Consider the following 23,792-nt stretch of genomic DNA (forward strand, 5'->3'; position numbering starts at 1 on the left):
ATCCCAGACCGGCCGATCCACCGCCCGGCGAGCGATCAGCCCGCGACGTCCGCGCGGCGGGCGCCCGCCGGATCGGTCCGGACGAACTCCATCGCGTCCTCGACGGGTCCGAACTTCAGCATGGCGATGTCGAGGGCATAGTTCTGGTAGAGCCGCCACGGCTTTCTCGAGCCCTGCTTCGGGAACTCGTGGATCGAGCGCTGCACGTACCCGGAGGAGAAATCGATGATCGGCATCGTGGTGATGGACGGGTCGACGTTGCGGGGCGTGCACTGCGGGTAGCCGTTGGCTGCCATGTGATCGAGCAGCCTGCACACGTACTCGCATGTCAGGTCACACTTGAGCGTCCACGACGCATTAGTGTACCCGATACAGCTGGCGAAGTTGGGGACGTCGCTCAGCATCATCCCCTTGTAGCTCAGTGCCTTTGAGGCATCGACGGGCACGCCGTCCACGCTCAACTCGACGCCGCCGCCCACGATGAGCTTCAGCCCGGTGGCCGTCACGATGATGTCGGCCGCCAGTTCCGACCCGGACGCGAGCCTGATTCCCCGCTCGGTGAACGTCTCGATCCGATCGGTGACGATGTCCGCCTGACCCTGCCGGATCGCCCGGAACAGATCGCCGTGCGGCACGAAGCACATGCGCTGGTCCCACGGGTCGTAGCGAGGCGTGAAGTGGGCGTCGACGTCGAAACCGGCGGGCAGTTGTGCCTGCACTTGCCTGCGGACCAGCCGCTTGACGACTCCCGGTGCGCGCCGGCTCATGGTGAAGAAGAGCATGAATCGCAGCACGTTCTTCCAGCGGACGATGCCGTAGGCGAGCTTAGGCGGCAGCAGCGCGCGCAACCGGTTCGCCATCACGTCCTCATCCGGCACGGACAAGACGTAGCTGGGCGATCGCTGCAGCATCGTGACGTGGGCGGCGGACCCCGCGATCGCCGGGACCAGCGTCACCGCGGTGGCGCCACTGCCGATCACGACCACGCGTTTGCCTGCCCAGTCGATGTCGTCGGTCCAGTGCTGTGGGTGCACCACCCGGCCGGCGAACCGATCGACCCCCGCGAACTCCGGGGTGTAGCCCTCCCTGTAGTCGTAATAGCCGCTGCACATGAACAAGAAGTTGCACGTCAGGCGCACGATCTCGGCTGCGGGGCCGCGCTGGGCCTCGACGGTCCACCTGGCGTCCTCGCTGGACCATTCCGCGCGGGTCACCCGATGGTCGAACCGGATCTTCCGGTCGATTCCCTCCTCCTGCGCTGTGGCGCGGACGTAGCTCAGGATCGACGGTCCGTCGGCGATGGCCTTCGCGTCCGTCCAGGGCCGGAAGGAGTACCCGAGGGTGTACATGTCGGAGTCCGAGCGAACACCGGGATAGCGGAACAGGTCCCAGGTTCCGCCGATCGCGCCGCGCGCCTCGAGGATCGCGTACGTCTTGTCCGGGCATCTCGTCTTCAGGTGGTACCCGGCACCGATCCCAGACAGGCCGGCACCCACGATCAGGACGTCGAAATGGTCGATCGCCATGGCTGCCACCGCCGTCGTGGGGAGTGTTTCCACCCCGAACCTAGCACCGCGTCACAATGCATTCCGGGCGGATGGCCACCTACGATCCAGGTGGATGGAGGTGTGCATGCGCACTCTGGGATCGGCGGCCCGTACCGTCACCGAGTTCCTCGTGCTGTGGCTGATATCGGCCGTGGCGCTGATGGTGATCGACGCGGTGCTGCCCGGCGTCGAGCTGGCCAGTACCGGCGCCCCCGGTCCACTCGGTTCGGCTCCGAGCGCGCTCGCACTTGCCCTGGTGTTCGGTCTGCTCAGCACGGTGCTCTGGCCTCTGCTGCTGAGCGCCATGCTGTGGGTCGGACCGGCGCTGCTGTTCCTGTTCGCGTTCGTCGGTAGCGGTCTGATCATGCTGCTCTCGGTGCGCATCCTGCCGATTGCCACGGCGGAGAGCGCGACCGACATCGTCATTCTCGCGGCGCTGTTGTCCCTGGTGAGCTCGGCGGTGTCCGGTGCGATAGCGTCGCGGCGCGACGACACCTATCGCATGATGCTGGTGCGCCGACAGCGTTTTCGCTTGCGCCGCAAGAGGTTGCCCGACGGTTTCTCGGATCGTCCGGGACTGTTGTGCATTCAGATCGACGGGCTGGGCTACAAGGTGTTGCGGCGCGCGATGGGATCGGGGGTGGTCCCCAATCTCGCCACGATGGTCCGTGACGAGTCCCACCACCTGATGCCCTGGCACACCGACTGGAGCAGTCAGACCGGCGCCAGCCAGTTGGGGATCCTGCACGGCAGCAACCACAACGTGCCGGCATTCCGGTGGTACGACAAGGACACGAAGAGGGTTGCGGTGTTCAGCAATCCGAGCGACAACGCCGAACGCGAACGCGAACGCGCGGCGATACCGGGGCTGCTCGCCGACGGGGGAGCGAGCCGCGGCAACCTGTTCTCCGGTGGGGCCGAGGACAACGTTCTGGTGGTCAGCAGGATGAAGGGCGCCCGGATGGGCGGCGGCGGTACGGGTTACGCCGACTATTTCATCGATCCGGCGAGCGCCGTCCGTACCTCCATCAGAATGGTTGCCGAGGTGTTGCGCGAGATCCGTCAGGCCTGGCGCCAGCGCAGGCAGGACATCCGACCGCGGGTGCGCCGCGGCGGAATCTATCCGCTGGTGCGGGCCTTCACCACCGTCGTCGAGACCGATGTCGTCGTGGCCGCGGTCATCGGCGACATCATCAAGGGCCGCAACGTGATCTACGTCGACCTGGTCGGGTACGACGAGGTCTCGCACCATTCCGGGGTCGAGCGACCGGAGACGCTCGCGGTACTGCGCAAGCTCGATGCGGAGATCGGCATGATCGCCGCCGTCGCGGCGCAGGCCGACCGCCCGTACAACATCGTCGTCCTCTCCGATCACGGTCAGAGCCAGGGCGAGACGTTCACCGGCCGCTTCGGCGAGACCCTCGAGGCCCTGGTCCTGCGCGAATGCGAGGCGGGTCGGCCGCAACCGCAGCACGGCCGGTGGCTGCACCACGACAAGGACGTCCCGGATGTCGGCGCACAAGGACGAGGCGCGGAGGGCCTCGGGTACGCCGCCGCGAGCCTGCGTGCCACGCCGCCGCCGGACCGGGTCACCGCGCCGCCCGAGCGGCCGGTCGTGCTGGCGTCCGGCAACGTCGGGCTGGTGAGTTTCCCGCTCGCGGCCGGCCGCGCGACGATGCGCTGGATCACCGAGCACCATCCCTCCCTGTTGCCCGCCCTCACCACCCATCCCGGGGTGGGGTTCGTCCTCGTGGCCCGCGAGGGCAAGGGCTCGATCGTGCTGGGCCCGCACGGCAGCGTCGAGGTGGACACCGGGTTCGTCGCGGGCCGGGACCCGTTGGCGGACTTCGGCCCCGGCACCCTCGAACGGATCCGCCGGACCGACGGCTTCGACAACGTCGCCGACATCATGATCAACGGCCGGTACTGGCCGGACACCGGCGAGATCGCCGCGTTCGAGGAGCAGGTCGGCTCGCACGGGGGACTCGGCGGCCCGCAGACGCGGCCGTTCCTGCTCTACCCGGCGCACCTGCCCGCGCCGCCCGCCGAGTTGCACGGTGCGGAGCAGGTGCACCGGGTGCTGACCGGCTGGCGCGACCTCGCCGCGGCCGAGGCACGGGCCGGCCTCGGCTAGTCCACACCCCGGCTAGTCCTCGCCCGGACCCGTCGGGCCGCCGTCCATCGACTGGCGGAGCGCGTGCATGACGCTGGCGAGCGCGGGTGAGTCGGCGCCTCCGGTGCGCACCACCCCGCACACCGGGATGCGCAGCCGGTTGCGGGCCTCGCGCATGAAGCAGAGCCCGGTCCGCGGCGTCTCGGCGGCCGTGCTCGCGTACAGCACCGTCCATGCCCGCGGGTTGGTGATGACCTCGAGCGTCGCGGCGTGATCGCTGGCGATCGACGGGCCGAACGAGACGCGGCGCCCGATCTCCCGGAAGGCGTCCTCGACCACCGTGTGCAGCAGCACCTGGCTGCTGCGGGGCGGCAGCAACAGCTGATAGGGCGCCAGCTCACCCAGCTCCACCGTCGAGAACGCGGACAGCGGGTGCCTGCGCGAGGTCACGATCATCAGGTCGTCGACGCCGAGCTGGACCGTCTCCAGGCCCGGCCGGTCGGCCCGCCCCCGGATCAACGCGATGTCGGCGTCGCCCGAGGCGACCGCATCGATACGCTCGGTGAAGCTCTTGATCACGAACTCGATGTCCACGTCCGGATGCGACTCCCGGACGCGGGCGATCGCGTCGAGGCTCTGCGCCGCGAAGCTCATGTTCGCGGTGATCCGGATCCGGTTTCTGGGCTCGCGCACGACGGAGTACGCCTTGGTCTCCAGGCTCAGCACCTGCTGGGCGATCGGGATCAGGCGGGAGCCGGCCGGGGTCAGCCGCACCACCCGCGTCGACCGCTCGAACAGCGGCGCGCCGAGCTCCTGCTCGAGCCGGGTGACCTGGTGACTGACGGCCGATTGCGAGATGAAGCAGCGTTTTGCGGCCCGGCTGAAGCTCAGCTCCTCGCTGACGGCCAGGAAGTAGCGCAGTTGCCGGAAGTCCATGTCCCCAGTCTATTCATTAGCAATCCAGATAAGAGAATTCTGGATACCCGGAGCTAGCTGGCGAAACTCCGGAATGCATCCCTACGGTGTAACTCATACATCGGATCGAGCGGGAGGTTGTCGTGGTCGACGCAGGGATGGACCGGACCGAGGTCGTCATCGTGGGGTCGGGCTTCGGCGCGCTCGCGGCGGCGAAGAAGCTGGCCAAGGCCGGCACGCCGTTCGTGCTCATCTCCGAGACCACCGAGCACCTGTTCCAGCCGCTGCTCTACCAGGTGGCCACCGGCGTCCTCTCGGCGGGCGAGATCGCGCCGTCCATCCGGGCGATCCTCGCGAAGTACCCGAACGCCGACGTCCGGCTCGGCCGGGTCGTGGATGTCCACGCCGACGCGAAGGAACTCGTCTACGAGGCCGCGGGCGAGCGCCACACCCTCGGCTACAACTTCCTGATCGCCGCCACCGGCGCGCGGCAGTCGTACTTCGGCCGCGACGAGTTCGCCAAGGTCACCTACGCGCTCAAGACCGTCAACGACGCGAAGCGGCTGCGCGACCAGATCGTGCGCTGCTTCGAGGAGGCGCACACGACCACCGACCCGGAGCGGGCCAAGAACCTGCTCAGCTTCATCGTCATCGGCGCGGGCGCGACAGGCGTCGAGCTCGCCGGACAGATCAAGGAGCTCGCCGGCCGCTACTTCGAGCAGTCGATCCGCGGCATCACCGCCGACGACGTCACCGTCACCCTCGTCGAGGGCGCGGGCGTCGCGATGCCCGCATACGGGGGCAAGCTCAGCGAGTACACGAAGGCCTCGCTGGAGAAGTCGGGCGTCGAGGTGGTGCTGAACACCCTGGTCACCGACATCGACGAGCACGGCGCCACCCTCAAGGCGCACGGCAGCGAGGCCGGGGAGCGACGCACCGCCGAGACCATCGTCTGGTCGGCCGGCGTGCAGGCCAACGACTTCGCGGGAGTGCTCGCCGAGCGCACCGGCTGCGAGACCGACCGTGCCGGCCGCCTGCTGGTGAACCCGGATCTGACCGTCGGCGGCCGCGCGGACATCTTCGCCGTCGGCGACATGACCTCCTTGAACAACCTGCCGGGCCAGTCCCCGGTGGCGATGCAGGGTGGACGCCACGTGGCCAGGACCGTGCTCGGCAAGACCCCGCGCGGCACCGCCTTCAAGTTCCGCGACAAGGGCTCGATGGCGATCATCAACCGGTTCCGGGCCGTGACGAAGGTGAAGAGCATCGAGCTCACCGGGTTCATCGCCTGGGTGCTGTGGCTGGCCGTGCACATGGTGTACCTCGTCGGCTTCCGCAACCGCTACATCGCGGTGATGTCCTGGTTCGGCTCGTTCCTCGGACACCGCCGCCCGCACTTCCACTACGCCCAGGAGCCGTCGCCGGTGGGGGCGGTCGACGCGGACAACGACGAGGACGACGAGGTGTCGGTCGCCGCATAGTCGGGGCGCGACCGTCGGGGCGGGCGCGGGGCGCAATAGTCTGGACGCGGCCCGCGACCCCACCGACGAAAGACACTGATGGACACCCGATCTGCCGCCATCCCCGACGACCTCCGGGCGCACACCCAGCGGCGGACCCTGATCGTCGTGGTGATATCGCAGGTCCTCGGCGGCGCCGGGCTGGCCGCCGGTGTCACCGTCGGCGCCCTGCTCGCGAAGGAGATGCTCGGTTCGAGCCGGTTCGCGGGCCTGTCCTCGGCCCTGTTCACCCTGGGGTCCGCGGCCGCGGCGCTGATCGTCGGGCGGGTCTCGCACCGTCTCGGGCGACGGACCGGGCTGAGCATCGGATATCTCGCGGGCGCGGCCGGCGGCGCGGGGGTGGTGCTGGCGGCGGTCATCGACAGCCTGCCGCTGCTGGTCGTGTCCCTGTTCGTCTACGGCTCCGGCACCGCGACCAATCTCCAGGCCCGGTACGCGGGCACCGACCTCGCCGAGGCCTCGCACCGGGGCCGGGCGGTCAGCACCATCATGGTCGCGACGACCTTCGGTGCGGTGGCGGGGCCGAACCTGGTGGAGGTGATGGGCGACCTCGCGGACGGGTGGGGCATCCCCGTGCTGGCGGGCCCGTTCATCCTGTCCTCGGCCGCGTTCGCGGCCGCCGGGGTGTTCCTCTGGGTGTTCCTGCGCCCCGATCCGCTGCGGGTCGCGCGACAACTGCAGTCCGGGCCGGCCGCCAGCGGCGAGCCCGAGCCGGGTGCACAGGCCCAGCGGCGGGGAGTCCTGGTCGGCGCCACCGTCATGGTGGTGACACAGATCGTGATGGTCGCGATCATGACGATGACCCCCATCCACATGATCGATCACGGACACGGCCTGGGACAGACGGGACTGGTGATCGCGATCCATGTCGCGGCAATGTTCCTGCCGTCGCCGCTCACCGGCCTGCTCGCCGACCGGTTCGGCCGCATCCCGGTCGTGATCGCGGCCGGTGTCACCCTGCTCGCGGCGGGCATCCTCGCGGCACTCGCGCCGGCTGATTCGGTGGCTCTGCTGGCCGTCGCGCTGGCGTTGCTCGGGCTTGGCTGGAACCTCGGACTGATCAGTGGCACAGCCATTCTCACCGATGCGACCCCGCTCGCGACGCGGGCGCGCACGCAGGGTTCGGTCGACCTGTGCATCGCCCTCGCGGGTGCGGGCGGCGGCATCGTCAGCGGAATGGTGGTCGCGTCGAGCAGCTTCGCCGTCCTCTCACTGGGGGGCGGACTGATCGCGTTGGCACTGATCCCCGTCCTCGCGCTGAACCGCGGGCAGAATCACGCGGCACCCGAACGCGAGCGGGCACACACCGCGTCGTGATCGTCCGCCGAACCCGGCCCGCGCCCTCAGGGCATCCGTAGCCGGGGGACCGGCGGGACCCAGTCCGGATCGCGGACGGCGAGTTCGTCGATCAGGTGCGTGGACCAGGCCAGGAGCCCGGCGATGTCGAGGGCGTGTGGCGGCCGGTCCTCGTACGACCCGACCAGGTCCCGCCCCCGGCGCAGCGACCGGACCGAAGCGACGGGCTCGCCCCGAATCGCGAGGTCCAGGCCCTCGGCGAGCTGCCAGAGGCCCTGCCAGAGCTCCAGCTCCTCCGGCGGCGCGATCGCCGATTCGGCTTCCAGCAGGTCCCGCGCCCGCGCGGGATCGCCGTGATCCATCAGCCGCTGCGATTCGGTGATCGCGGCGCCGAGGTCGAGCCGTGGCCCCCAGGAAACGTCGGCCATGTACCGAATCTAATCCCTCACACGGGTTGCGGCCAGGGTTCGGATCGCCCCGAAAGCAACCCGACAGGCGGGAGTCTGCGTGTGATCTCCATCACATTAATGTAACGAACTGGACACGTTTCGAGATGTTTAGATCTCGGTTCCGACCTGCACGGAAGCCGAGCCCGGCGCGGCGATCTGGACACGCGTCCGTCCGGATGGTCCGGAATCCGGGGGGTGCGGGGTTCCGCGGACGGGGGCTACCGTCGCTTCCGGTTCACAAACGAGAACCACCACCGGCTCGCACCACTTCGCGAACTGCCCAGCGGGATCCGGTCCGACGCAACACATCAGGGCAGTGACGAGGCGCACACCGCCGCGGGGCGAGACCCCGCCGCCGCCCTCGGATGCAGGAGAGGACCCACCACATGTCGATCAACCATGCACGCCGCACTGCCACCAAGACCCTCGGCTGGATCGCCGCGACCGGCGCCCTCGTCGCCATCCCGATGGGACTGGCCGGCGGTACCGCCAACGCCACAGGTCACAATTGGGACGCGGTCGCCGAGTGCGAGAGCAGCGGCAACTGGGCCATCGATTCGGGCAACGGGTTCTCCGGCGGCCTGCAGTTCACCCCGAGCACCTGGGCCGCCTACGGCGGTCAGGGCCACGCCGCGAGCGCCTCCCGCGAGGAGCAGATCCGCGTCGCGGAGAACGTCCTCGCCGGCCAGGGCCCCGGCGCCTGGCCCGTGTGCGGTCAGTACCTCTGACCGCGGTTCCCGATCGAGTCCCGCCCTCGGTGGTCATCACCCCGCGCGACGAGAAGTCGACGGACTGAACCCGGTCAGCGCGGGCCCGGATCCGAATCGGTTTCGGCAACCGCCTGGATGGGAATACCCGGGCCATGAGCAGCAAGCGGCATCGACGGGCGCACGACAGTGCGGACTTCGACGTGAGCAACGAACCCGGGTTCCGGCGCTACATCGAGGCGGTATCCGCCGCGGTCGGGGCCGACCCGGAGCACGTGCACTTCACGTTCTGCACAGACGGACCGGCGTCAGAGGCGTACATCGCCGTGCGCGGACAGCGTGACGCCTTCCCTGGGCGCGAGGTCGCGCTGCTCTGGGTGCCATCGGGCGGATGGCAGCTCGCCGTCGAGACCTCCTCGACCGAGGACATGATCATCCTCGGGAGCACGACCGGAAGCCCGGTTCCTCAGCCGAGTGCGGTGCGGGCGCTGTGCGAGGACTATCTGCCCCCGCGCCCGCGATGACCGACGAGGAGTCGCTCACAGTCGACTGGAGAGACCATGAGCAAGGACAAACGAGAGTTCGTCGCGAACCGGCTCGACGAGATCATTCACGAGTACGAGGCGGACGCGCCGGCAGGTCCCGGTACCGGAGCCGGGGCACCCGGTGCGAGGACGGAAGGCCCACTGGTGATCGCGCAGCGCCGTCGGGCGGAACTCGATACCGCAACCGACGAGCGCGTCGACGAGATCGCCGCGGAGTATCCGACCATCGCGGAGGCCTGGTCGGCGACCTGACCCGGTGTCACCCGACGGTGAGCAGATCACCGGCGCGCGTGACCGCGTAGCCGGCGAGAGCTTCCCGGGCCGGCCTCCGGACCACCGAACCGTCGGCGATCGAGAAGCGACTGCCGTGGCAGGAACAGTTGATGGTGCCGTCACTGACCTCGGAGACGAGGCAGCCCTGGTGGGTGCACACCGCCGAAAACGCTTTGAAGACACCCGGTTCCGGCTGGGTGAGGACCAGCTGATGCTGGGTCAGGACGATCCCACCGCCGACCGGGACCTCCCCGGCGGTGATCCGCGCGGGTTCGGTGCTCCGGTCCTCGCCGGTGGCCGCCGCCCCGGTGCTGCAGCCCACGACGGCCAGGCAGCCCGTGGCGCAGGTGGCCGCGAGAAAGGCTCGACGGGGCAGCGCACCCGCCTGATCGACGTCGGTCATGCGGGAACCACCAATCCGGTCAGGTACATCAGGAGGATGCCGGCGACGATACCGGCGAGGACCACCGGCTCCACCGTCGCCCGGTCGCGACCACGCAGGGACGGTGCGATCTGAACGATCACCTGGATGATCGCGCCGACACCGACACCGAGGAGCAACGCGGAGACCTCGCCGTTGCTGACGCCCGCGCCGAGGACGGCCCCGAGGATGGCGGGCGCCCCGGCGAGGAACCCGAGTCCCAGCAGAATCAGCAGGGGAGTGCGCCGCCCGGTCAGCGGGGCGACGATGGCCAGGCCCTCGGTGGTGTTGTGCAGGGTGAACCCGATCACCAGAAACGCGCCGAGGGCGAGCTCTCCCACCGCGTACGCAGATCCGATGGCCAGGCCCTCGCCGAGGTTGTGCAGCCCGATGCCGGCCGCGATCATGGCCGACAGTCGCAGCCCGGACGCTCCGGCGCCCGCCTGCCGGGCTCGCAGGTACCGGTCGATTCCCATCAGCGCGAGGAAGGCGACCGCGGCCCCGAGGACGACGAGGGTGACACCGCCGAAGGCCCCACCGGACGCCGCTGCCAGCTCGAATCCCTCGCCGGCGCCGTCGAAGGCGAGGAAGGCGAGCAGGCCGACCGTGAGGGCGAGCACGAACCGGACCGCGCGGGCGCCGGCCCGACGCAGCACGGGCAGCAGCAGCATGCCCAGCAGAACCGGGATGACCCCCACATAGGTGCCCAGCAGCGCCATCGTGCCGAAGAACGCCAGCCCGGGTTCCGGGGTGGGCACCGCGGCGGCGATCTCGTGCTCGATGACGAGCCCGGTGTTCGTCAGCATCGAGACCAGGTAGGGCTGGCCGGAGATCCACGGGTAGTCGAAGGTGACCGTCTCGGTCCCTAGCCGTCCGATCGGCTCCTCGGCCCCCTCGAGGTTGACGTAGGCGTCGTTGACGAACGCCTGCGCGATGGTGACCGGGTCGGGCCCGACGTTGCGCAGCGTCAAGACGATCTGTCCCGGTTCGAGGACGGTCCGTTCGACCGCGATGTCCTCGATCGGGGGACCGGTGCGCTCCGGCAGGCTCTGGCCGGCCAGCAGGGCCAGCACCGCCAGGGCCACCGCGATGATCGCGGCGACGCCCGCGCCACGGATCCACGCGCCCGCCCGGGTCACCTCGGCGCCCCCGGTCCCGTCGACCCCTGGCGCGTCCGGCGCGGGACGCGGTGGTGTGTTCGTCACTCGGTCACCTCGAAGAATCCCATCCAGCCCAGGTCGGCGAACTCGGTCTTGTGGGCGTGGAACATGTACTTGCCCGGATACGGGAAGCGCATCTCGCAGATCCCGCGCTGGCCCTGCGCCTGGACGATCGTGTCGGTGAACTCGGCGGGCTCGAGCCGCGTCCCGGTGGGGAAGTAGTCGAAGAAGTTGCCGTGCACGTGGAAGCTGTTGATCGGGTCGTACTCGAGGATGTTGACCAGGTAGATGCGCACCAGTTCACCGCGTTTCACCTGCACCGGCTCGTGCATGTAGTGGAACGGGATGCCGTTGACGGCGTAGAGCTGGTTGCCCTCCCCGTCGAAGGTGGTGTTGTACCCGTGCATGACCATCACCATCTCGTCGGCGGGCGGGCGGCCGTGCGCGGGGTCGACGATGAAGGTGCCGTACATGCCGCGGGCGATGTGCTCGGCCAACGGGCTGACGTGGCAGTGATAGAGGTGCACCCCGAACGGGGTCGCGTCGAACTCGTACGTGAAGGACGCACCGGGTTCGATGATGCCGCGACCCACCCCGGGGATCCCGTCCATCTCGGCCGGGTGGATGCCGTGGAAATGCATCGTGTGCGGGTGCTCGGACCCGTTGGTGAAGCGCACCCGCAGCCGTTCTCCCTCCCGGCATCGCAGTGCGGGGCCCGGCACCCGCGAGTTGAAGGTCCAGGCCGGGAAGTACACCCCGGGTGCGATCTCGATGTCCTCGTCGCTGGCGAAGATCTCCCACTCGCGCAGCGTGCGTCCGTCCGGCAACACCGAGGTCGTGCCGTAGTCGAAATCGCGCAACAGGGCGGTCGGGTGGAACCCGTTCGCCTCGTGGTCCACCTGCTGGCCGAGACGGAACGTGGCGCCGTTCTCCCCACCGCCGTGGCCTGTGGCCGTCGCGGCGGTGCCGTGCGCCCCCGCCCCGGATCCGTGGCCGCCGGCATGCGGCGACGCCGACGCCTCCGAATGCTTGCCCGCGCCCAGCAGCAGCCCCGCCGAACCCGCCAGCGCCCCTCCGATCAGCAGCTGCCGCCGCGACGGCGCACTCACCGGGTCACCCTCGGCCATCGGACAGCGGCGGTCGGCCGCGGCGTATTTCGCTTCATCACAACTGAAAGTTTGTCACACCGAACTTATGTGTTCACAGTACCTCGCCGAGATCGGCGTCGCCCGGCGCTACAAGCGGTGCATCGAACCGGAACTCGTGCTCCCTCTGGGCGGGACATCGACGTGTCGCGGGTCACTCTGCGCACTATCGTCGCAGGACCCGAAACATTGCGAGAGGCGGACGAGAATGGTCCAGTGGAACGAGACGTGCGACGTGCTTGTGGTCGGATCCGGAGGAGGTGGCGTCACCGGCGCCTACACCGCGGCCCGCGAGGGACTGTCGGTGATCCTGGTGGAGGCCACCGACAAGTTCGGCGGCACCACGGCTTATTCCGGCGGCGGGGGAGTCTGGTTCCCGTGCAACCCGGTCCTCACCCGGGCGGGCACGGACGACACCATCGAGGACGCGCTCGAGTACTACCACGCGGTGGTCGGTGATCGCACCCCGCGGGAGCTGCAGGACGCCTACGTCCGCGGCGGCGCACCGCTGATCGAGTACCTCGAGCAGGACGAGAACCTGAAGTTCGAGATGCTGCCGTGGCCCGACTACTTCGGCAAGGCGCCCAAGGCCCGCCTGGACGGCCAGCGCCACACCATGCCGTCGGTGCTGCCGGTGTCGGATGCGCCCGAGCTCCGCGAGGTCGTGCGCGGACCGCTCGACAACGACCGGCTCGGCACCCCCCAGCCCGATGACTACTTCATCGGCGGCCGCGCGCTGATCGCCCGGTTCCTCCAGGCGATCGGCAAGTACCCGAACGCCACCCTGCAGCTGAACACCGCGCTGGTCGAGCTGGTGGTCGAGGACGGCGCCGTGGTCGGCGGCATCGTCGAACGCGACGGCGAGCGCGTCGCGATCCGCGCCGAGAAGGGCGTGCTGTTGGCCGCCGGCGGGTTCGAGGGCAACGACGAGCTCCGCCAGAAGTTCGGGGTGCCCGGCGTCGCCCGCGACACCATGGGCCCCTGGGCCAACCTCGGCAAGGCGCACCAGGCGGGCATCGCGGTCGGCGCCGACACCGACCTGATGGGCGAGGCCTGGTGGTCGCCGGGCATGACCCACCCGGACGGCCGCTCCGCCTTCGCGCTGTGGTTCACCGGCGGCATCTTCGTCAACCAGGACGGCAACCGGTTCGTCAACGAGTCCGCGCCGTACGACCGGCTCGGCCGCGACATCATCGCGCAGCTGGAGGACGGTTCCGCGACCCTGCCGTACTGGATGATCTACGACAACAAGGAGGGCGAGGTTCCGCCGGTCAAGGCCACCAACGTCTCCATGGTCGAGACCGAGAAGTACCGGGAGGCCGGCCTCTGGCACACCGCCGACACCCTCGAGGAGCTCGCGGAGAAGATCGGCGTGCCGGCCGAGAACCTGGTCGCCACCGTCGCCCGGTTCAACGAGTTCGTGCCCAAGGGCGTCGACGAGGACTTCGGCCGCGGCGACGAGGCCTACGACCGGGCGTTCTCGGGCGGCGAGCCGCCGCTGGTGACCATCGACCAGGGTCCGTTCCACGCCGCCGCCTTCGGCATCTCGGACCTCGGCACCAAGGGCGGTCTGCGCACGGACACCGCGGCGCGGGTGCTCGACAAGTCCGGCAACGCGATCCCCGGCCTGTACGCGGCCGGCAACACGATGGCCGCGCCGAGCGGCACCGTCTACCCCGGTGGCGGCAACCCGATCGGCACCAGCATGCTGTTCAGCCACCTCGCCGCGCAGGACATGGCGGCTCGGGGCTAGCAAGCGCACGACGGCGCACCCCCACGGTCTCGGGACCGTGGCGGGTGCGCCGTTGTGCTTTGCTGGGCGGTTCGCTCCGGCGATCGGCGGGGCTTCCCGTCATGCGGGACGGCCGCTGCGCCGTTCTCGATCGATGCGGTGTAGTAAGTGGGTTAATGAGATGCAGACCACACCGACGAGCGTGTGGTCGACCGACGACAGATGGGGTGCATGGTGGGACTGAGTTCCGATCGGGTGGTGGTGGTCACGGGGGCCAGCCGAGGTGCGGGTAAGGGCATCGCCCTGGCGCTGGGCGCCACCGGCGCCAAGGTGTACGTCACGGGCCGCACGCAGACCGAGGGTGATTCGCCGTTGCCCGGCACCGTGTTCGCGACCGCCGAGGAGATCACCCGCCGCGGCGGTGTCGGTGTCCCGGTGGTGGTCGACCACGGCGACGACGAGCAGGTGCGCGCCCTGTTCGAGCAGGTGCGCGAGGAGAACGGCCGTCTCGACATCCTGGTCAACAACGCGCTCGCGGTGCCGGACGCGCTCGCCACCCGTGGCCCGTTCTGGGAGAAGCCGCTGTCGCTGCTCGACCTGTTCGACGTCGGCATGCGGTCGAGCTACGTCTCCAGCTACTACGCCGCGCCGCTGCTTGCCGCGAACGGCGAGGGTCTCGTCGTGAACACCTCGTCCTTCGGCGGCATGTGCTACATGCACGGACCCGCCTACGGCGCGGGCAAGGCGGCGGTCGACAAGATGGCCCACGACATGGCCGTCGATTTCCGCCCGTTCGATGTCGCGGTCGTCTCGATCTGGATGGGGCTGCTCAAGACGGAACGGACGCTCGCCGCGTTCGCCGCGAACCCCGGAGCGTACGAGGGACTGGCCGCGACGGCCGAGTCCCCGGAGTTCACCGGCCGCGTGATCGACGCGCTCGCCCGCGATCCGCAGCTGATGAAGCGCAGCGGTCAGGTCCTGATCGGCGCAGAGATCGCCGAGGAGCTCGGGGTCCGGGACACCGAGGGCCAGCAGCCGCCGTCGCACCGCCCCTTCCTGGGCAATCCGCCGGTGTACAGCGACGCCGTCATCGACTGACGCTCCGATGCGCGCCGGGGGACCGGCGCGCATCGGATCCGCGCGCTGTTCGGGCGAGGCTATGACCCCGATGGCGGGTCGAACCGGGCGCCGCCCGTGGTCGGGTGGGTGTGCCAGTCGCGAATCGCGGCCGCGAACCGTTCGGGCGCGTCGGATTGCACGAAGTGGCCGGCGCCTTCGACAACGACGGTCCGGTGGTCGGTGAAGATCTGCTCCCATCGCCGCAGCTCGCTGCTCCCGAACGCGATGTCGGCGTTGCCCCAGACGATGAGCGTCGGGAGCGACGCGAGGTCGGGCAGCCCGGCTTCCACGTCGGCGAGGAAGGAGCGGCTGGCCGTGATGCGACGTGCGAAGGTGGCCGACGCGTCGCGCCGCGCGGGGCTGTCGAGGGCCCTCTGGTAGTGGGCCATTTCTTCGTCGGTCGGCTTCCTCAGCCGATGCCCGGCAGGGATCATCGCGTTGACGAACAGATTGAACTGTCCGATCAGCAGGCGTCCGAGCGGTCCGCCCATCAGATGCGAGAGGACCTGGACATGGGGGGCGCCGATCGGCCAGGCCCAGGTGTTGGCGAGCACCAGCCCATCGAAGGCGGCGGGGTGTTCTTCCACGACCGCCAGGCCGATGGGACCGCCCCAATCGTGGGCCACCAGGGTGACCCCGCTCAAGGCGAGGGCGTCGACAAAGGCTGCGATCACTCGCGCGTGTTCCTCGGGCAGAAACCGGTAGCCAGGTGCAGGTGACGACAGCCCGAATCCGGGGTAATCGACCGCGATGCAACGAAATTCATCCCGCAGCGACCGGATGGCGTCGCGATACACGAAAGACCACGTCGGGTTGCCGTGCAGAAAGAGCAGCGTGGGCCCTGACCCCTCGTCGACGTAGTGAAAAGTGTGCCCGTCGATGTCGGCAAAGCGGCTCTCGAACGGAAACAACTCGTCGTCGATCCAGGCGGGCCTCCCCGTGACAGCCATGACCATCCCCTTCCGCCGGTGTACTTGATATGATCAATATCACTTTAATTTATCAAGTAGGTGGGAATGAGTCGAGACTACGGCCAGTACTGCGGACTCGCGAGGGCACTCGATGTCGTGGGCAACAGGTGGAACCTGCTGATCGTCCGCCAACTCCTCATGGCTCCCGCGCGCTATCGCGAGCTCCGCGAGGGACTCCCTGGCGTGGCCACCAATCTGCTCGCGGATCGGCTGCGCGATCTCGAGGCAGCCGGGGTGATCGAACGACGGCTGGCCAAAGAAGGCAGCGCGGTCATGTACGCCCTCACGCCCTGGGGTGCCGAGCTTCGCGAGCCGATCGAGGGCCTCATCCGCTGGTCCACGCCGTTGATGATGCGCGGACCCGAAGGCGATACCTTCCGCGCCGATTGGCTCCTGGTGGCGCTGCCTGCACTGCTGACCGGCGGGGCGCCCACAGATCGGACGTCGACGATCGGGTTTGCCGTCGACGACCGATTGATCCAAGCGCGGGCGACTAACTCAGGCATAGAAGTGGGCTTGCCTGACGGCCGCGAGCTCGATGCCGTCGTGCGCGCCGACGCGCCGATCGTTCTCGGGCTGGCGGCGGGCGCGCTCGCCCTAGACAACGTTTTGGCGATCGTCGACATCGAAGGCGATGAGGCTGCTGTGCGAGCGTTCTTCGGCGCCGACCGTGATCCCGATCCCGGGACACCGCCGGAGCCGATTGTCGCGCCTATTACGTCACAGTGACGTAATAGGCGCGACAATCGGCTCGAGTCGGGGGGCCGACGGGAGCGGGGGTCGATGCCCTGTCTGCCACCAACCCCGAACACCCCTGCGGCAGTGCACAGTTCAGGGAATCGATCCCGGCGCCGTCTCGTCCGTCGGGTTCCGGCGTAACGAATGCCGAGCGCATCGAGTAGGCGTCACCCGAAAGAGCATGCCATTACGTCAAGTGACGTAATGGCATGCTCGCCGCAGGACGTGGGGAGCACGGCGCGGGAACCGCCGAGGCGGATCCATCACGAAGTTCGGCTACAGGAGGCAAGGCACCCGTCGCGGACGCGGTGACACCGTCGGGCCGGCTCGCGTTCCGACGACGCCGGCCGTCGATCCCGAACTTCTGCGTCGCCGTCGTGAGTTGAGAGCCAGGGCGTCGCCGGAGGGCCGCCGCGCGAACGAACCACTCGAACATCCTGATAACCACAGACATTCGCACATTTCCGATAATCGACATTATGTCATTTTGAGTGCATCCACCGACCCCCCGGGAGTGAACCCTCAAGCCTCGCAACGGCAAGGGCGCCCGCGCCACCACTCGGATCGCGGACGACTCCGCCGACTCCGAGCGCGGCTGCCGCACCCCGACCCCGGTCGGCACACCGCCACAGGGTTGGCACGCGCGGCCGCGCGGACCGCCGGACGGCGGCGCCCACGAATGCGTCCCATGCATCGGCGGCACCATCGAACAAGCCGTCCAACCGAGTGTCGTCCGAATCCCTGCACGCGGACCCCCGTCGGCCACACGGCCCACCGCGCAACTCATGACCGATTCCGAGTTTCGTGGATAATCACTGTTATCCACGAAAAATACTGGAGTACAACAGAATACAGAATCACGGACGCCGCCGAGGCAAGAATCGGAACGCAAGGTCCACCTACTCGGCCCCACCGGGCACTCGGTCATGGATCGGATGAGCGAGGAAGGCGGTGCCGGGCCGCCGCGATGGCACCACTCCCCTCCGCGGGGCCCACGCCGCACCCGGGGTGATGGACCCGGCTCCCCGCTCGGACGTGATCTCCGACGACTCGCCGGCCCCAGCGAGCCGTTGCTCCCCCGGGCGGCGGAGCAACGGCGGCGGCCGAAGCGACTGATCGATACCGTGATCCGGGCCGCGACGGCAGGGCGTTCTCCCGCTGGGCGGCACCTCCTGAATCGGTTCCGCTCCCCCGTGCAACCGGTTTCGGTGTGCCGGTTCCCGGCCATTGACAACACAGTTCGACGAACTGCAGAATCCCTCGCGGCCAAGCGATTCCGCTGGCCAGACATCGGGGATTGGACACAACTTGAGACGAAGGATCGGCTTCGGCGCGGGCCTGCTCGCGAGCGTCGTGATGTTCGCATCGGGTGCGCCCGCCAACGCACACGGCTACATCGACAGCGGCACGATCGTCGCGCGGCAGGCCGCCACCCAGAACGCCAACCGTGGACCCGTGCAGTACGAGCCGCAGAGCCTCGAGGCGCCCAAGGGCTTTCCGGCCGCCGGGCCGGCCGACGGCAAGCTGGCGTCGGCCGGTGGACTGTTCGGCGGCAACCTCGACGAGCAATCGCCGACCCGCTGGTACAAGAACGCGGTCAAGGCCGGGCCGAACCGCTTCACGTGGAAGTACACCGCGCCGCACAACACTTCTCAGTGGCGCTACTACCTCACCAAGAGCGGTTGGGACCAGAACGCACCGTTGCGCCGCAGCACCTTCGAGCTGATCGCGACCGTCGAGCACGACGGGTCGGCGGCCTCGACCAACCCGACGCACACCGTCACCATCCCGGCGGACCGCAAGGGCTATCACGTGATGTACGCGGTCTGGGACGTCGCGGACACGGCGAACGCCTTCTACAACACCATCGACCTCGACGTCCAGGGCGGTGGCACCGCGCCCACCACCACGGTCCCGAAGCCGACCACGACGGTCCCGACACCCACAACCACAGTCCCGAAGCCCACCACCACGGTCCCGACACCCGGCACGGACTCGCAGGCGCCGACCGCGCCCGGGGGTGTGCACTCGATGAGTGAAACCGACTCGAGCATCTCGCTGATGTGGAACGCGTCCACCGACAACGTCGGGGTCCACCACTACGACGTGCTGCGTGCGCCCGCCGGATCCGGCAACGCCTTCGTCAAGGTCGGGACGACCACGAAGACTACGCACAAGGACACCGGGCTCGCTGCCTCGACCGCCTACCGCTACAAGGTCGTCGCGTTCGACGCGGCCGGAAACTCCAGCTCCAGCGAACAGTTCACCAAGAGCACGAAGGCCGGCCCCACGCAACCGACGACCGCCCCGACCGACCCGGGGCCCTCGAGCTGGAATGCGAACGCCGCCTACAAGAAGGGCGACAAGGTCACCCATCAGGGCAGCGTGTACACGTGCGTGCAGTCCTACCAGGGCAACGGCGACCCGAACTGGATCAACGCCCCGTCGCTCTGGTCGCGGCTCTGATCGATCGGCGCGGACCGCTGGTCAGCTGAGTTTGCCTCGGGGCGCCCTCCCCTCCTGAGCAGAGGGCGCCCCGAATGACCGACCTCCCCCGGTCGGAGCGCCCTACTTCTTGGGGGCCGGCGGCGCGTTCAGCAGCGTGATGAACGGCTGCGCGTTGGCAGCCACGGCGCCCAGTCCCCCGATCGCGGTCCCGGCCAGCGAGGCGCCTGCGCCCACCAACAGCGCCCCGCCAACGCATCCCGCCAGCGGTCCCGCACCGAACAGCATCGCCGCGGGCGCCGAGATGACGCCCCCGGCGACCGCGCCGAGGATGCAGCCTCCGACCAGGCCGGTCGCGGCGCCCAGGAACCCGCCGACGGCCCCCGTCATGGTGATGTTGTCCTTGACCCCCGCGACCGCCGCAGGCAGGTCGATGTCCTTCACGGGCAGGGCCACCGGGGTCGCCGCGGCCGGGCTGGTGTCCGCGGTCAGCGTCGCGGTGCGGCCGTCGATCGTCGCGTCGACCGGGTGCGCGATCCCGTCGACCGCGAGGGACAACGGCACCGATTCGACAATGGTGCCGCCCGAGTCGCGGACCACCAGGCGGCTGTCCTCCCTGCTCAGTGAACCGGCGGTGGTATCCAGGATCACCTGATTGCCGCTGCGGGTGACAGTCCACCCGACACCGGCCGGCGCGTCGGCCGCGGAATCCGCATGGGCGGTACCCGCAATGATCCCCATCGACGCGATCGTCATGGCCGAAACGGCCGCCAGCGTGGTCATCTTCATGGTCCGTGAGTTTCCTTTTCGCTCAGCCACAGGCACCGTCGGCCCCTGCGCAGCCGGACGTATCCGGCCGATGGGTGACGCGTCGATCGACGCAAACGGGCACGCTGAACTGCTGCGACGGTGAAGACAGTCGGCGTGTTGGAGATGCCGATGACCCTAGAGTCGAAATGTGTCGTCTCCGTCGCACGCGGTGTCCTCGACCTTACGATTCACGCACGTAGGCGAATGCTCGCGAGTCAGAAGCGTGCAACGACCGCGTGACTCGCGGGAAACGCCGTGTGCACCTGGAGTTCGGCCGACTCCCCCGTCCCCGTCTCAGGCCTACGGATGGTGACTGTGATGGGACGTCAGGATGCGGCGTGAGGTTCCCCCCGGTTGGAGTCTTGAGCCGATAGCCCAGACGTTATGTCATTATCGTGCCGACGGGGCACCCGGACCCCGGCCCGGACCCGAACCGCCACCATTCCCCTCCCCCGCCCAGTGTCCGCCGCGGCGGACACTGGGCGGCAATCCCCCCTCGCTCGGCAGCCACGCCCGATCCGCCGAGCGGTCCACGCAGGCGCTGGCCTCCACCGAGGACGGCGCCCCAACGGCCGTGACCTACAGGACGATTCACACCAGCACCTCTCCCCTATGGCCGATGCCGCACCCCCCTGCCCTCGAGGCTCTCGAAACGTGCGCGGGCACCAGCCGGCGCCCACCGGGTCGGGTGACCACTGCCACGGCCCGAAAGCCGATATCCCTCGCGTTATGACATTATCGATGGTCTCCGGCTCACGCCCGCCCGCGTGGCCGACACACCCGGCGGCGTTCCCTACCCGCACGGATGAGCCGACCGGTGACCCTCTCCCCCGAGTGTCGGTGCCGCCCGCTAGCGTGCCCGCTCATGGTGACGGTGCGAGAACCCGACGACGAACTCCTCCCGAGAGGAGGCCGGGAACAGGGTCGACTGGCCCCCTGGTTCGGGGAGTTCCTCGTCCACCGCAGCACCGCCAAACCCTCCCCGAACACGCTCAAGGCGTACCGCCAGGACTACGCGCTGATCGCCGATGCCCTCGCCCGCGCCGCCGGGGTGAGCGTCGCGGACCTCACCCTCGACGTCCTCGACAAGACAACCGTGCGGGCGGCGTTCGCCGACTACGCGCTGACGCACCAAGCCGCGTCGATGAGACGGTGCTGGTCGACCTGGAACATGCTGTGCGACTTCCTGTTCTCCGTCGACGCCATCGTCGCCAACCCGATGTCTGCGGTGCTGCGCCCCAAGGCCCCCAAGACACTGCCGAAGGCGTTTCGCGCCGACTCCGTCGAACGGCTCATCGCGACTCTGCAGTCGTCGGACGACAACGGTGCGCGCGCCTGGCCCGAGCGTGACCTCGCGCTCATCCTCACCGGGCTGTTGACCGGGATGCGATCGGCCGAGCTGATCGCGGTGGATCTCGGGGACCTGCGCGACGCCGTCGACGACGGGGACGGTCGCGCCAAGCTGATCCATGTGCACGGCAAGGGCAACAAGGAGCGGGTGGTCACCGTCGAGCCTGCCGTGGTCGACGTGCTCGGCGACTACCTCGTCAGCCGCTCCGACCGGTTCCCCGACACGGCGCGACGACGGCCGCGGCCCGACGTCTCACCATGGGACCGATTCGCGGCCACCGATCCCATGTTCGTCGGCGGCGACGGCAGGCGCATCACGCGCGGGACGCTGCAGTACCGCGTCGAACGCGCCTATCGTCGCGCCGGCATCAACGGCGACCGCGCGAAAGGCGCCCTCGTGCACCAGCTCCGGCACACGTTTGCGACGGCGATGGCCGACCAGAACGTCAGCATCTACACCCTGATGCGGATGCTCGGGCACGAGTCCATGAACACGACGCAGCGCTACACCGCGGGCGCAGGCGCATCGGTCCGCGATGCCGCGGCGCTGAACCCGGCCTACGAACTCGTCTCGAGAGGCGCACCACTCCCCTCTCCGGAGCACCGCTGACGGAGGATCACTCGACGACGAGGATTGCCTGCATGTCGGGATGACGGGTGCAGTGGAACGGGTACGAGCCCGGTGCCATCGGCGCGTTGAAGGTGGTGGTGTCATTGCCGTCGACAACTTCATCGAAGACTCCTCCGACGTCCGAGGTCATCGTGTGCTCGACAGCGTCGCCGTTGACCACAGAGATCTCCGCGCCCGGCCGAACGGTGGTCGGCACGTCGAACTTGAAGTCCGTGATCATGATCGTCATCGCGTCGGCGACCGAGCCGGGCGTGGTCGCGGTGCCGGTGTTCGTGCCGTACGGCGCCGTCCAGGGCGCCTCGGGAGTCGTCGACACGTCGTCCGACGAGTCGCACGCGGGTAGCACCGCGAGGGTGACCGCCGCCAACACGATCCCGAACCGGACGCGCCACCGCCGTGCACCCGCTGTCGTTGCGTTCATCGCTTCCTCCGTGAATGTCACCCCCGCAGTCGACCGGACAGACATACCCGCTCCTCAGGTTCGGAAACACTCCGCGGCGAGGAGGCCTGCGCTCCGCCGTGGTCTGATCCCGAAGACGAATCGGCTGGGTTCAATCTCCCGCGTTTCGGTGACGCGCGATCCGGGTACGCGAACCTCATGACCCTCCACCAGGTCCTGAGCCTGCCCGAGTCCGCATCCGCGCTGGACCCGCTGAGCGACGGACTGCAGAACCGCATCCGGGCAACCCTCGACGGGCGTCCCGTCGATCGAGCACTGCGGGGAGGCTGGCTGGGGCATCCCGTGCATCCCGCGATCGTCACCGTCCCCCTCGGTGCGTGGACTAGTGCCCTCGCCAACCGGCCGGAGGCGCTGAGTCTGCTCGGACTCACCGTGGCCGCGGCGGCAGGAGCGGTCGGTGGACACATCGCGCATGGTGCGGACGGAATCGGTGGGCCGCCCGATTCGGGGTGACCGCGAGCAGGGCGCAGTCGATCACCCGGCCGCGCTGGGGCGAACCGCATTCCGATCGCCCGCGAAGGTGTCGACCATCTGCGCGCAGAAGGCGGGGAGGTCTCTTGGCCGCCGACTCGAGACCAGCGTGCTCGGTTCGGCGCGGCACACGACGACCGCCTTGTCCACCCAATCGCCGCCGGCGTTGGCGATGTCGGTCCTCAGGCTGGGCCAGGAGGTGAGCGTCCTGCCCCGGACCGCGTCCGCCTCCACCAGCGTCCACGCTCCGTGGCAGATCACCGCGATCGGCTTGCCCGCATCGACGAAGCCCTTCGTGAATGCGACAGCGTCTGTCCGGGTACGGAGGAAGTCCGGATTGGCCACTCCGCCGGGCAGCACCAGACCGTCGTAGCCGGCCGCGGAAGCCTCCCCGACGACGGCGTCGACGTCGAAGGAATCCGCGCGGTCGAGATGTCGGAAGGCGCTGATCCTTCCCGGTGCCGTCGAGACCAACTGCGGTGCGCCACCCGCATCCAGGATTGCTTTCCACAGCTCGGTCAGTTCCACCTGTTCGACACCCTCGGGCGCCACGAGGAAAGCGAACTTCTTGCCCTGTAGCGATCTCGTCATCGCGCACGTCCTTCCTGGACCGAATCCGCCGCTTCTGTCCGTTTACCCCGTTGCGCCGTGGGGTAACCACCACCATGCGGCCCGGGGTTCACGCCGTTTGGTGTGCGCCCGGCGCGGCAGACGAACGCACAGCACACCGTCGGAGGCGACATGCGAATCGTGACGCTCATCGTTCTGATCTGGCTGATCGTCGGCGCGGTCGCCGCGGGCCAGCGCGGCTACTTCGGCAGTGACACCCCGACGAGCTGTGCGACCGCGGGCACCATCGCCGTCACCGTCATCGCCGGGCCCCTGAACTATCTCGGGGTCAACCCGAAGATCGCGGATTGCACCTTGCCTCAACCGAGTCCGTGACAGCCGGAACGTCGAACGGAGAAGCAGCG

General features: G+C 69.0%; 23 protein-coding genes. 13 read left to right on the forward strand and 10 right to left on the reverse strand.

The window, feature by feature from the left end; all coding sequences use genetic code 11:
* Positions 1 to 35: 35 nt before the first annotated feature.
* Positions 36 to 1,526: a flavin-containing monooxygenase gene (locus ACFQS9_RS18400; protein WP_378407281.1), complete on the reverse strand. Its 1,491-nt coding sequence runs from the start codon at positions 1,524 to 1,526 to the stop codon at positions 36 to 38.
* A 106-nt stretch (positions 1,527 to 1,632) separates the two neighbouring features.
* On the opposite strand from ACFQS9_RS18400, the gene ACFQS9_RS18405 reads away from it, so the two are divergent.
* A complete protein-coding gene (locus ACFQS9_RS18405) occupies positions 1,633 to 3,681 on the forward strand; it encodes an alkaline phosphatase family protein (RefSeq protein WP_378407283.1) in 2,049 nt (682 codons plus the stop codon).
* Positions 3,682 to 3,693: 12 nt separating this feature from the next.
* On the opposite strand, the gene ACFQS9_RS18410 is transcribed toward ACFQS9_RS18405, so the two are convergent.
* Complete coding sequence (locus ACFQS9_RS18410) at positions 3,694 to 4,596, reverse strand: LysR family transcriptional regulator (protein WP_378407285.1); 903 nt, start codon at positions 4,594 to 4,596, stop codon at positions 3,694 to 3,696.
* Positions 4,597 to 4,733: 137 nt separating this feature from the next.
* Here ACFQS9_RS18410 and ACFQS9_RS18415 point away from each other — a divergent pair, with 137 nt between their 5' ends.
* Together ACFQS9_RS18415 and ACFQS9_RS18420 are read left to right on the forward strand one after the other, a co-directional pair.
* Positions 4,734 to 6,056 (forward strand): NAD(P)/FAD-dependent oxidoreductase, encoded by a 1,323-nt coding sequence (locus ACFQS9_RS18415; protein WP_378407511.1) that lies wholly within the window; start codon positions 4,734 to 4,736, stop codon positions 6,054 to 6,056.
* Positions 6,057 to 6,134: 78 nt separating this feature from the next.
* Positions 6,135 to 7,412: an MFS transporter gene (locus ACFQS9_RS18420; RefSeq protein ID WP_378407286.1), complete on the forward strand. Its 1,278-nt coding sequence runs from the start codon at positions 6,135 to 6,137 to the stop codon at positions 7,410 to 7,412.
* A gap of 26 nt (positions 7,413 to 7,438) precedes the next feature.
* Here the strand turns inward: ACFQS9_RS18420 and ACFQS9_RS18425 are convergent, their stop codons facing one another.
* Entirely contained in the window at positions 7,439 to 7,819 is a 381-nt protein-coding gene (locus ACFQS9_RS18425) for a DUF309 domain-containing protein (protein ID WP_378407288.1), read from the reverse strand.
* Positions 7,820 to 8,226: 407 nt separating this feature from the next.
* On the opposite strand from ACFQS9_RS18425, the gene ACFQS9_RS18430 reads away from it, so the two are divergent.
* The 3 genes from ACFQS9_RS18430 (at position 8,227) to ACFQS9_RS18440 (ending at position 9,344) form a co-directional block, all read left to right on the forward strand.
* Positions 8,227 to 8,568, forward strand: a complete 342-nt coding sequence (locus tag ACFQS9_RS18430) for a transglycosylase family protein (protein ID WP_378407290.1) — start codon at positions 8,227 to 8,229, stop codon at positions 8,566 to 8,568.
* Between the two features lie 134 nt (positions 8,569 to 8,702).
* Positions 8,703 to 9,071 (forward strand): DUF6292 family protein, encoded by a 369-nt coding sequence (locus ACFQS9_RS18435; RefSeq protein WP_378407292.1) that lies wholly within the window; start codon positions 8,703 to 8,705, stop codon positions 9,069 to 9,071.
* Between the two features lie 36 nt (positions 9,072 to 9,107).
* On the forward strand, positions 9,108 to 9,344 hold the full coding sequence (locus ACFQS9_RS18440; RefSeq protein ID WP_378407294.1) for a hypothetical protein: 237 nt from the start codon (positions 9,108 to 9,110) through the stop codon (positions 9,342 to 9,344).
* A 7-nt stretch (positions 9,345 to 9,351) separates the two neighbouring features.
* Here ACFQS9_RS18440 and ACFQS9_RS18445 read toward each other — a convergent pair whose 3' ends face one another.
* From ACFQS9_RS18445 to ACFQS9_RS18455, 3 genes are read right to left on the reverse strand one after another with little or no spacing between them, the layout of a single operon-like run.
* The gene (locus tag ACFQS9_RS18445; RefSeq protein ID WP_378407296.1) at positions 9,352 to 9,768 is read right to left on the reverse strand and encodes a Rieske (2Fe-2S) protein; all 417 of its coding nucleotides are present in this window, start codon (positions 9,766 to 9,768) and stop codon (positions 9,352 to 9,354) included.
* Positions 9,765 to 10,991 (reverse strand): ZIP family metal transporter, encoded by a 1,227-nt coding sequence (locus ACFQS9_RS18450; protein ID WP_378407298.1) that lies wholly within the window; start codon positions 10,989 to 10,991, stop codon positions 9,765 to 9,767. Before ACFQS9_RS18450 ends, ACFQS9_RS18445 begins: the two co-directional genes overlap by 4 nt.
* The gene (locus tag ACFQS9_RS18455) at positions 10,988 to 12,055 is read right to left on the reverse strand and encodes a multicopper oxidase domain-containing protein (protein ID WP_378407300.1); all 1,068 of its coding nucleotides are present in this window, start codon (positions 12,053 to 12,055) and stop codon (positions 10,988 to 10,990) included. The genes ACFQS9_RS18450 and ACFQS9_RS18455 overlap by 4 nt, the downstream gene beginning before the upstream one ends.
* 244 nt (positions 12,056 to 12,299) lie before the next feature.
* On the opposite strand from ACFQS9_RS18455, the gene ACFQS9_RS18460 reads away from it, so the two are divergent.
* A complete protein-coding gene (locus ACFQS9_RS18460; RefSeq protein WP_378407302.1) occupies positions 12,300 to 13,844 on the forward strand; it encodes an FAD-binding protein in 1,545 nt (514 codons plus the stop codon).
* A 201-nt stretch (positions 13,845 to 14,045) separates the two neighbouring features.
* Positions 14,046 to 14,921 (forward strand): SDR family NAD(P)-dependent oxidoreductase, encoded by an 876-nt coding sequence (locus ACFQS9_RS18465; RefSeq protein WP_378407513.1) that lies wholly within the window; start codon positions 14,046 to 14,048, stop codon positions 14,919 to 14,921.
* Between the two features lie 59 nt (positions 14,922 to 14,980).
* On the opposite strand, the gene ACFQS9_RS18470 is transcribed toward ACFQS9_RS18465, so the two are convergent.
* Entirely contained in the window at positions 14,981 to 15,892 is a 912-nt protein-coding gene (locus tag ACFQS9_RS18470; protein ID WP_378407304.1) for an alpha/beta fold hydrolase, read from the reverse strand.
* Positions 15,893 to 15,958: 66 nt separating this feature from the next.
* On the opposite strand from ACFQS9_RS18470, the gene ACFQS9_RS18475 reads away from it, so the two are divergent.
* The gene (locus tag ACFQS9_RS18475; RefSeq protein WP_378407306.1) at positions 15,959 to 16,642 is read left to right on the forward strand and encodes a winged helix-turn-helix transcriptional regulator; all 684 of its coding nucleotides are present in this window, start codon (positions 15,959 to 15,961) and stop codon (positions 16,640 to 16,642) included.
* 1,317 nt (positions 16,643 to 17,959) lie between these two features.
* Entirely contained in the window at positions 17,960 to 19,117 is a 1,158-nt protein-coding gene (locus ACFQS9_RS18480) for a lytic polysaccharide monooxygenase (protein WP_378407308.1), read from the forward strand.
* A 102-nt stretch (positions 19,118 to 19,219) separates the two neighbouring features.
* Here the strand turns inward: ACFQS9_RS18480 and ACFQS9_RS18485 are convergent, their stop codons facing one another.
* Positions 19,220 to 19,885, reverse strand: coding sequence for a DUF8020 domain-containing protein (locus ACFQS9_RS18485; RefSeq protein ID WP_378407310.1), 666 nt, complete (start codon positions 19,883 to 19,885; stop codon positions 19,220 to 19,222).
* Between the two features lie 886 nt (positions 19,886 to 20,771).
* On the opposite strand from ACFQS9_RS18485, the gene ACFQS9_RS18490 reads away from it, so the two are divergent.
* Complete coding sequence (locus ACFQS9_RS18490; protein WP_378407312.1) at positions 20,772 to 21,866, forward strand: tyrosine-type recombinase/integrase; 1,095 nt, start codon at positions 20,772 to 20,774, stop codon at positions 21,864 to 21,866.
* A gap of 7 nt (positions 21,867 to 21,873) precedes the next feature.
* Here the strand turns inward: ACFQS9_RS18490 and ACFQS9_RS18495 are convergent, their stop codons facing one another.
* A complete protein-coding gene (locus ACFQS9_RS18495) occupies positions 21,874 to 22,308 on the reverse strand; it encodes a cupredoxin domain-containing protein (protein WP_378407314.1) in 435 nt (144 codons plus the stop codon).
* 177 nt (positions 22,309 to 22,485) lie between these two features.
* Here ACFQS9_RS18495 and ACFQS9_RS18500 point away from each other — a divergent pair, with 177 nt between their 5' ends.
* Entirely contained in the window at positions 22,486 to 22,800 is a 315-nt protein-coding gene (locus ACFQS9_RS18500) for a hypothetical protein (protein ID WP_378407316.1), read from the forward strand.
* Between the two features lie 21 nt (positions 22,801 to 22,821).
* On the opposite strand, the gene ACFQS9_RS18505 is transcribed toward ACFQS9_RS18500, so the two are convergent.
* Positions 22,822 to 23,409 (reverse strand): type 1 glutamine amidotransferase domain-containing protein, encoded by a 588-nt coding sequence (locus tag ACFQS9_RS18505; RefSeq protein WP_378407318.1) that lies wholly within the window; start codon positions 23,407 to 23,409, stop codon positions 22,822 to 22,824.
* A gap of 150 nt (positions 23,410 to 23,559) precedes the next feature.
* Here ACFQS9_RS18505 and ACFQS9_RS18510 point away from each other — a divergent pair, with 150 nt between their 5' ends.
* Complete coding sequence (locus ACFQS9_RS18510; RefSeq protein WP_378407320.1) at positions 23,560 to 23,763, forward strand: hypothetical protein; 204 nt, start codon at positions 23,560 to 23,562, stop codon at positions 23,761 to 23,763.
* Positions 23,764 to 23,792 lie beyond the last annotated feature (29 nt).

The organism is Rhodococcus daqingensis (genome assembly GCF_042665615.1).
Classification (GTDB): Bacteria; Actinomycetota; Actinomycetes; order Mycobacteriales; family Mycobacteriaceae; genus Rhodococcus_G; species Rhodococcus_G daqingensis.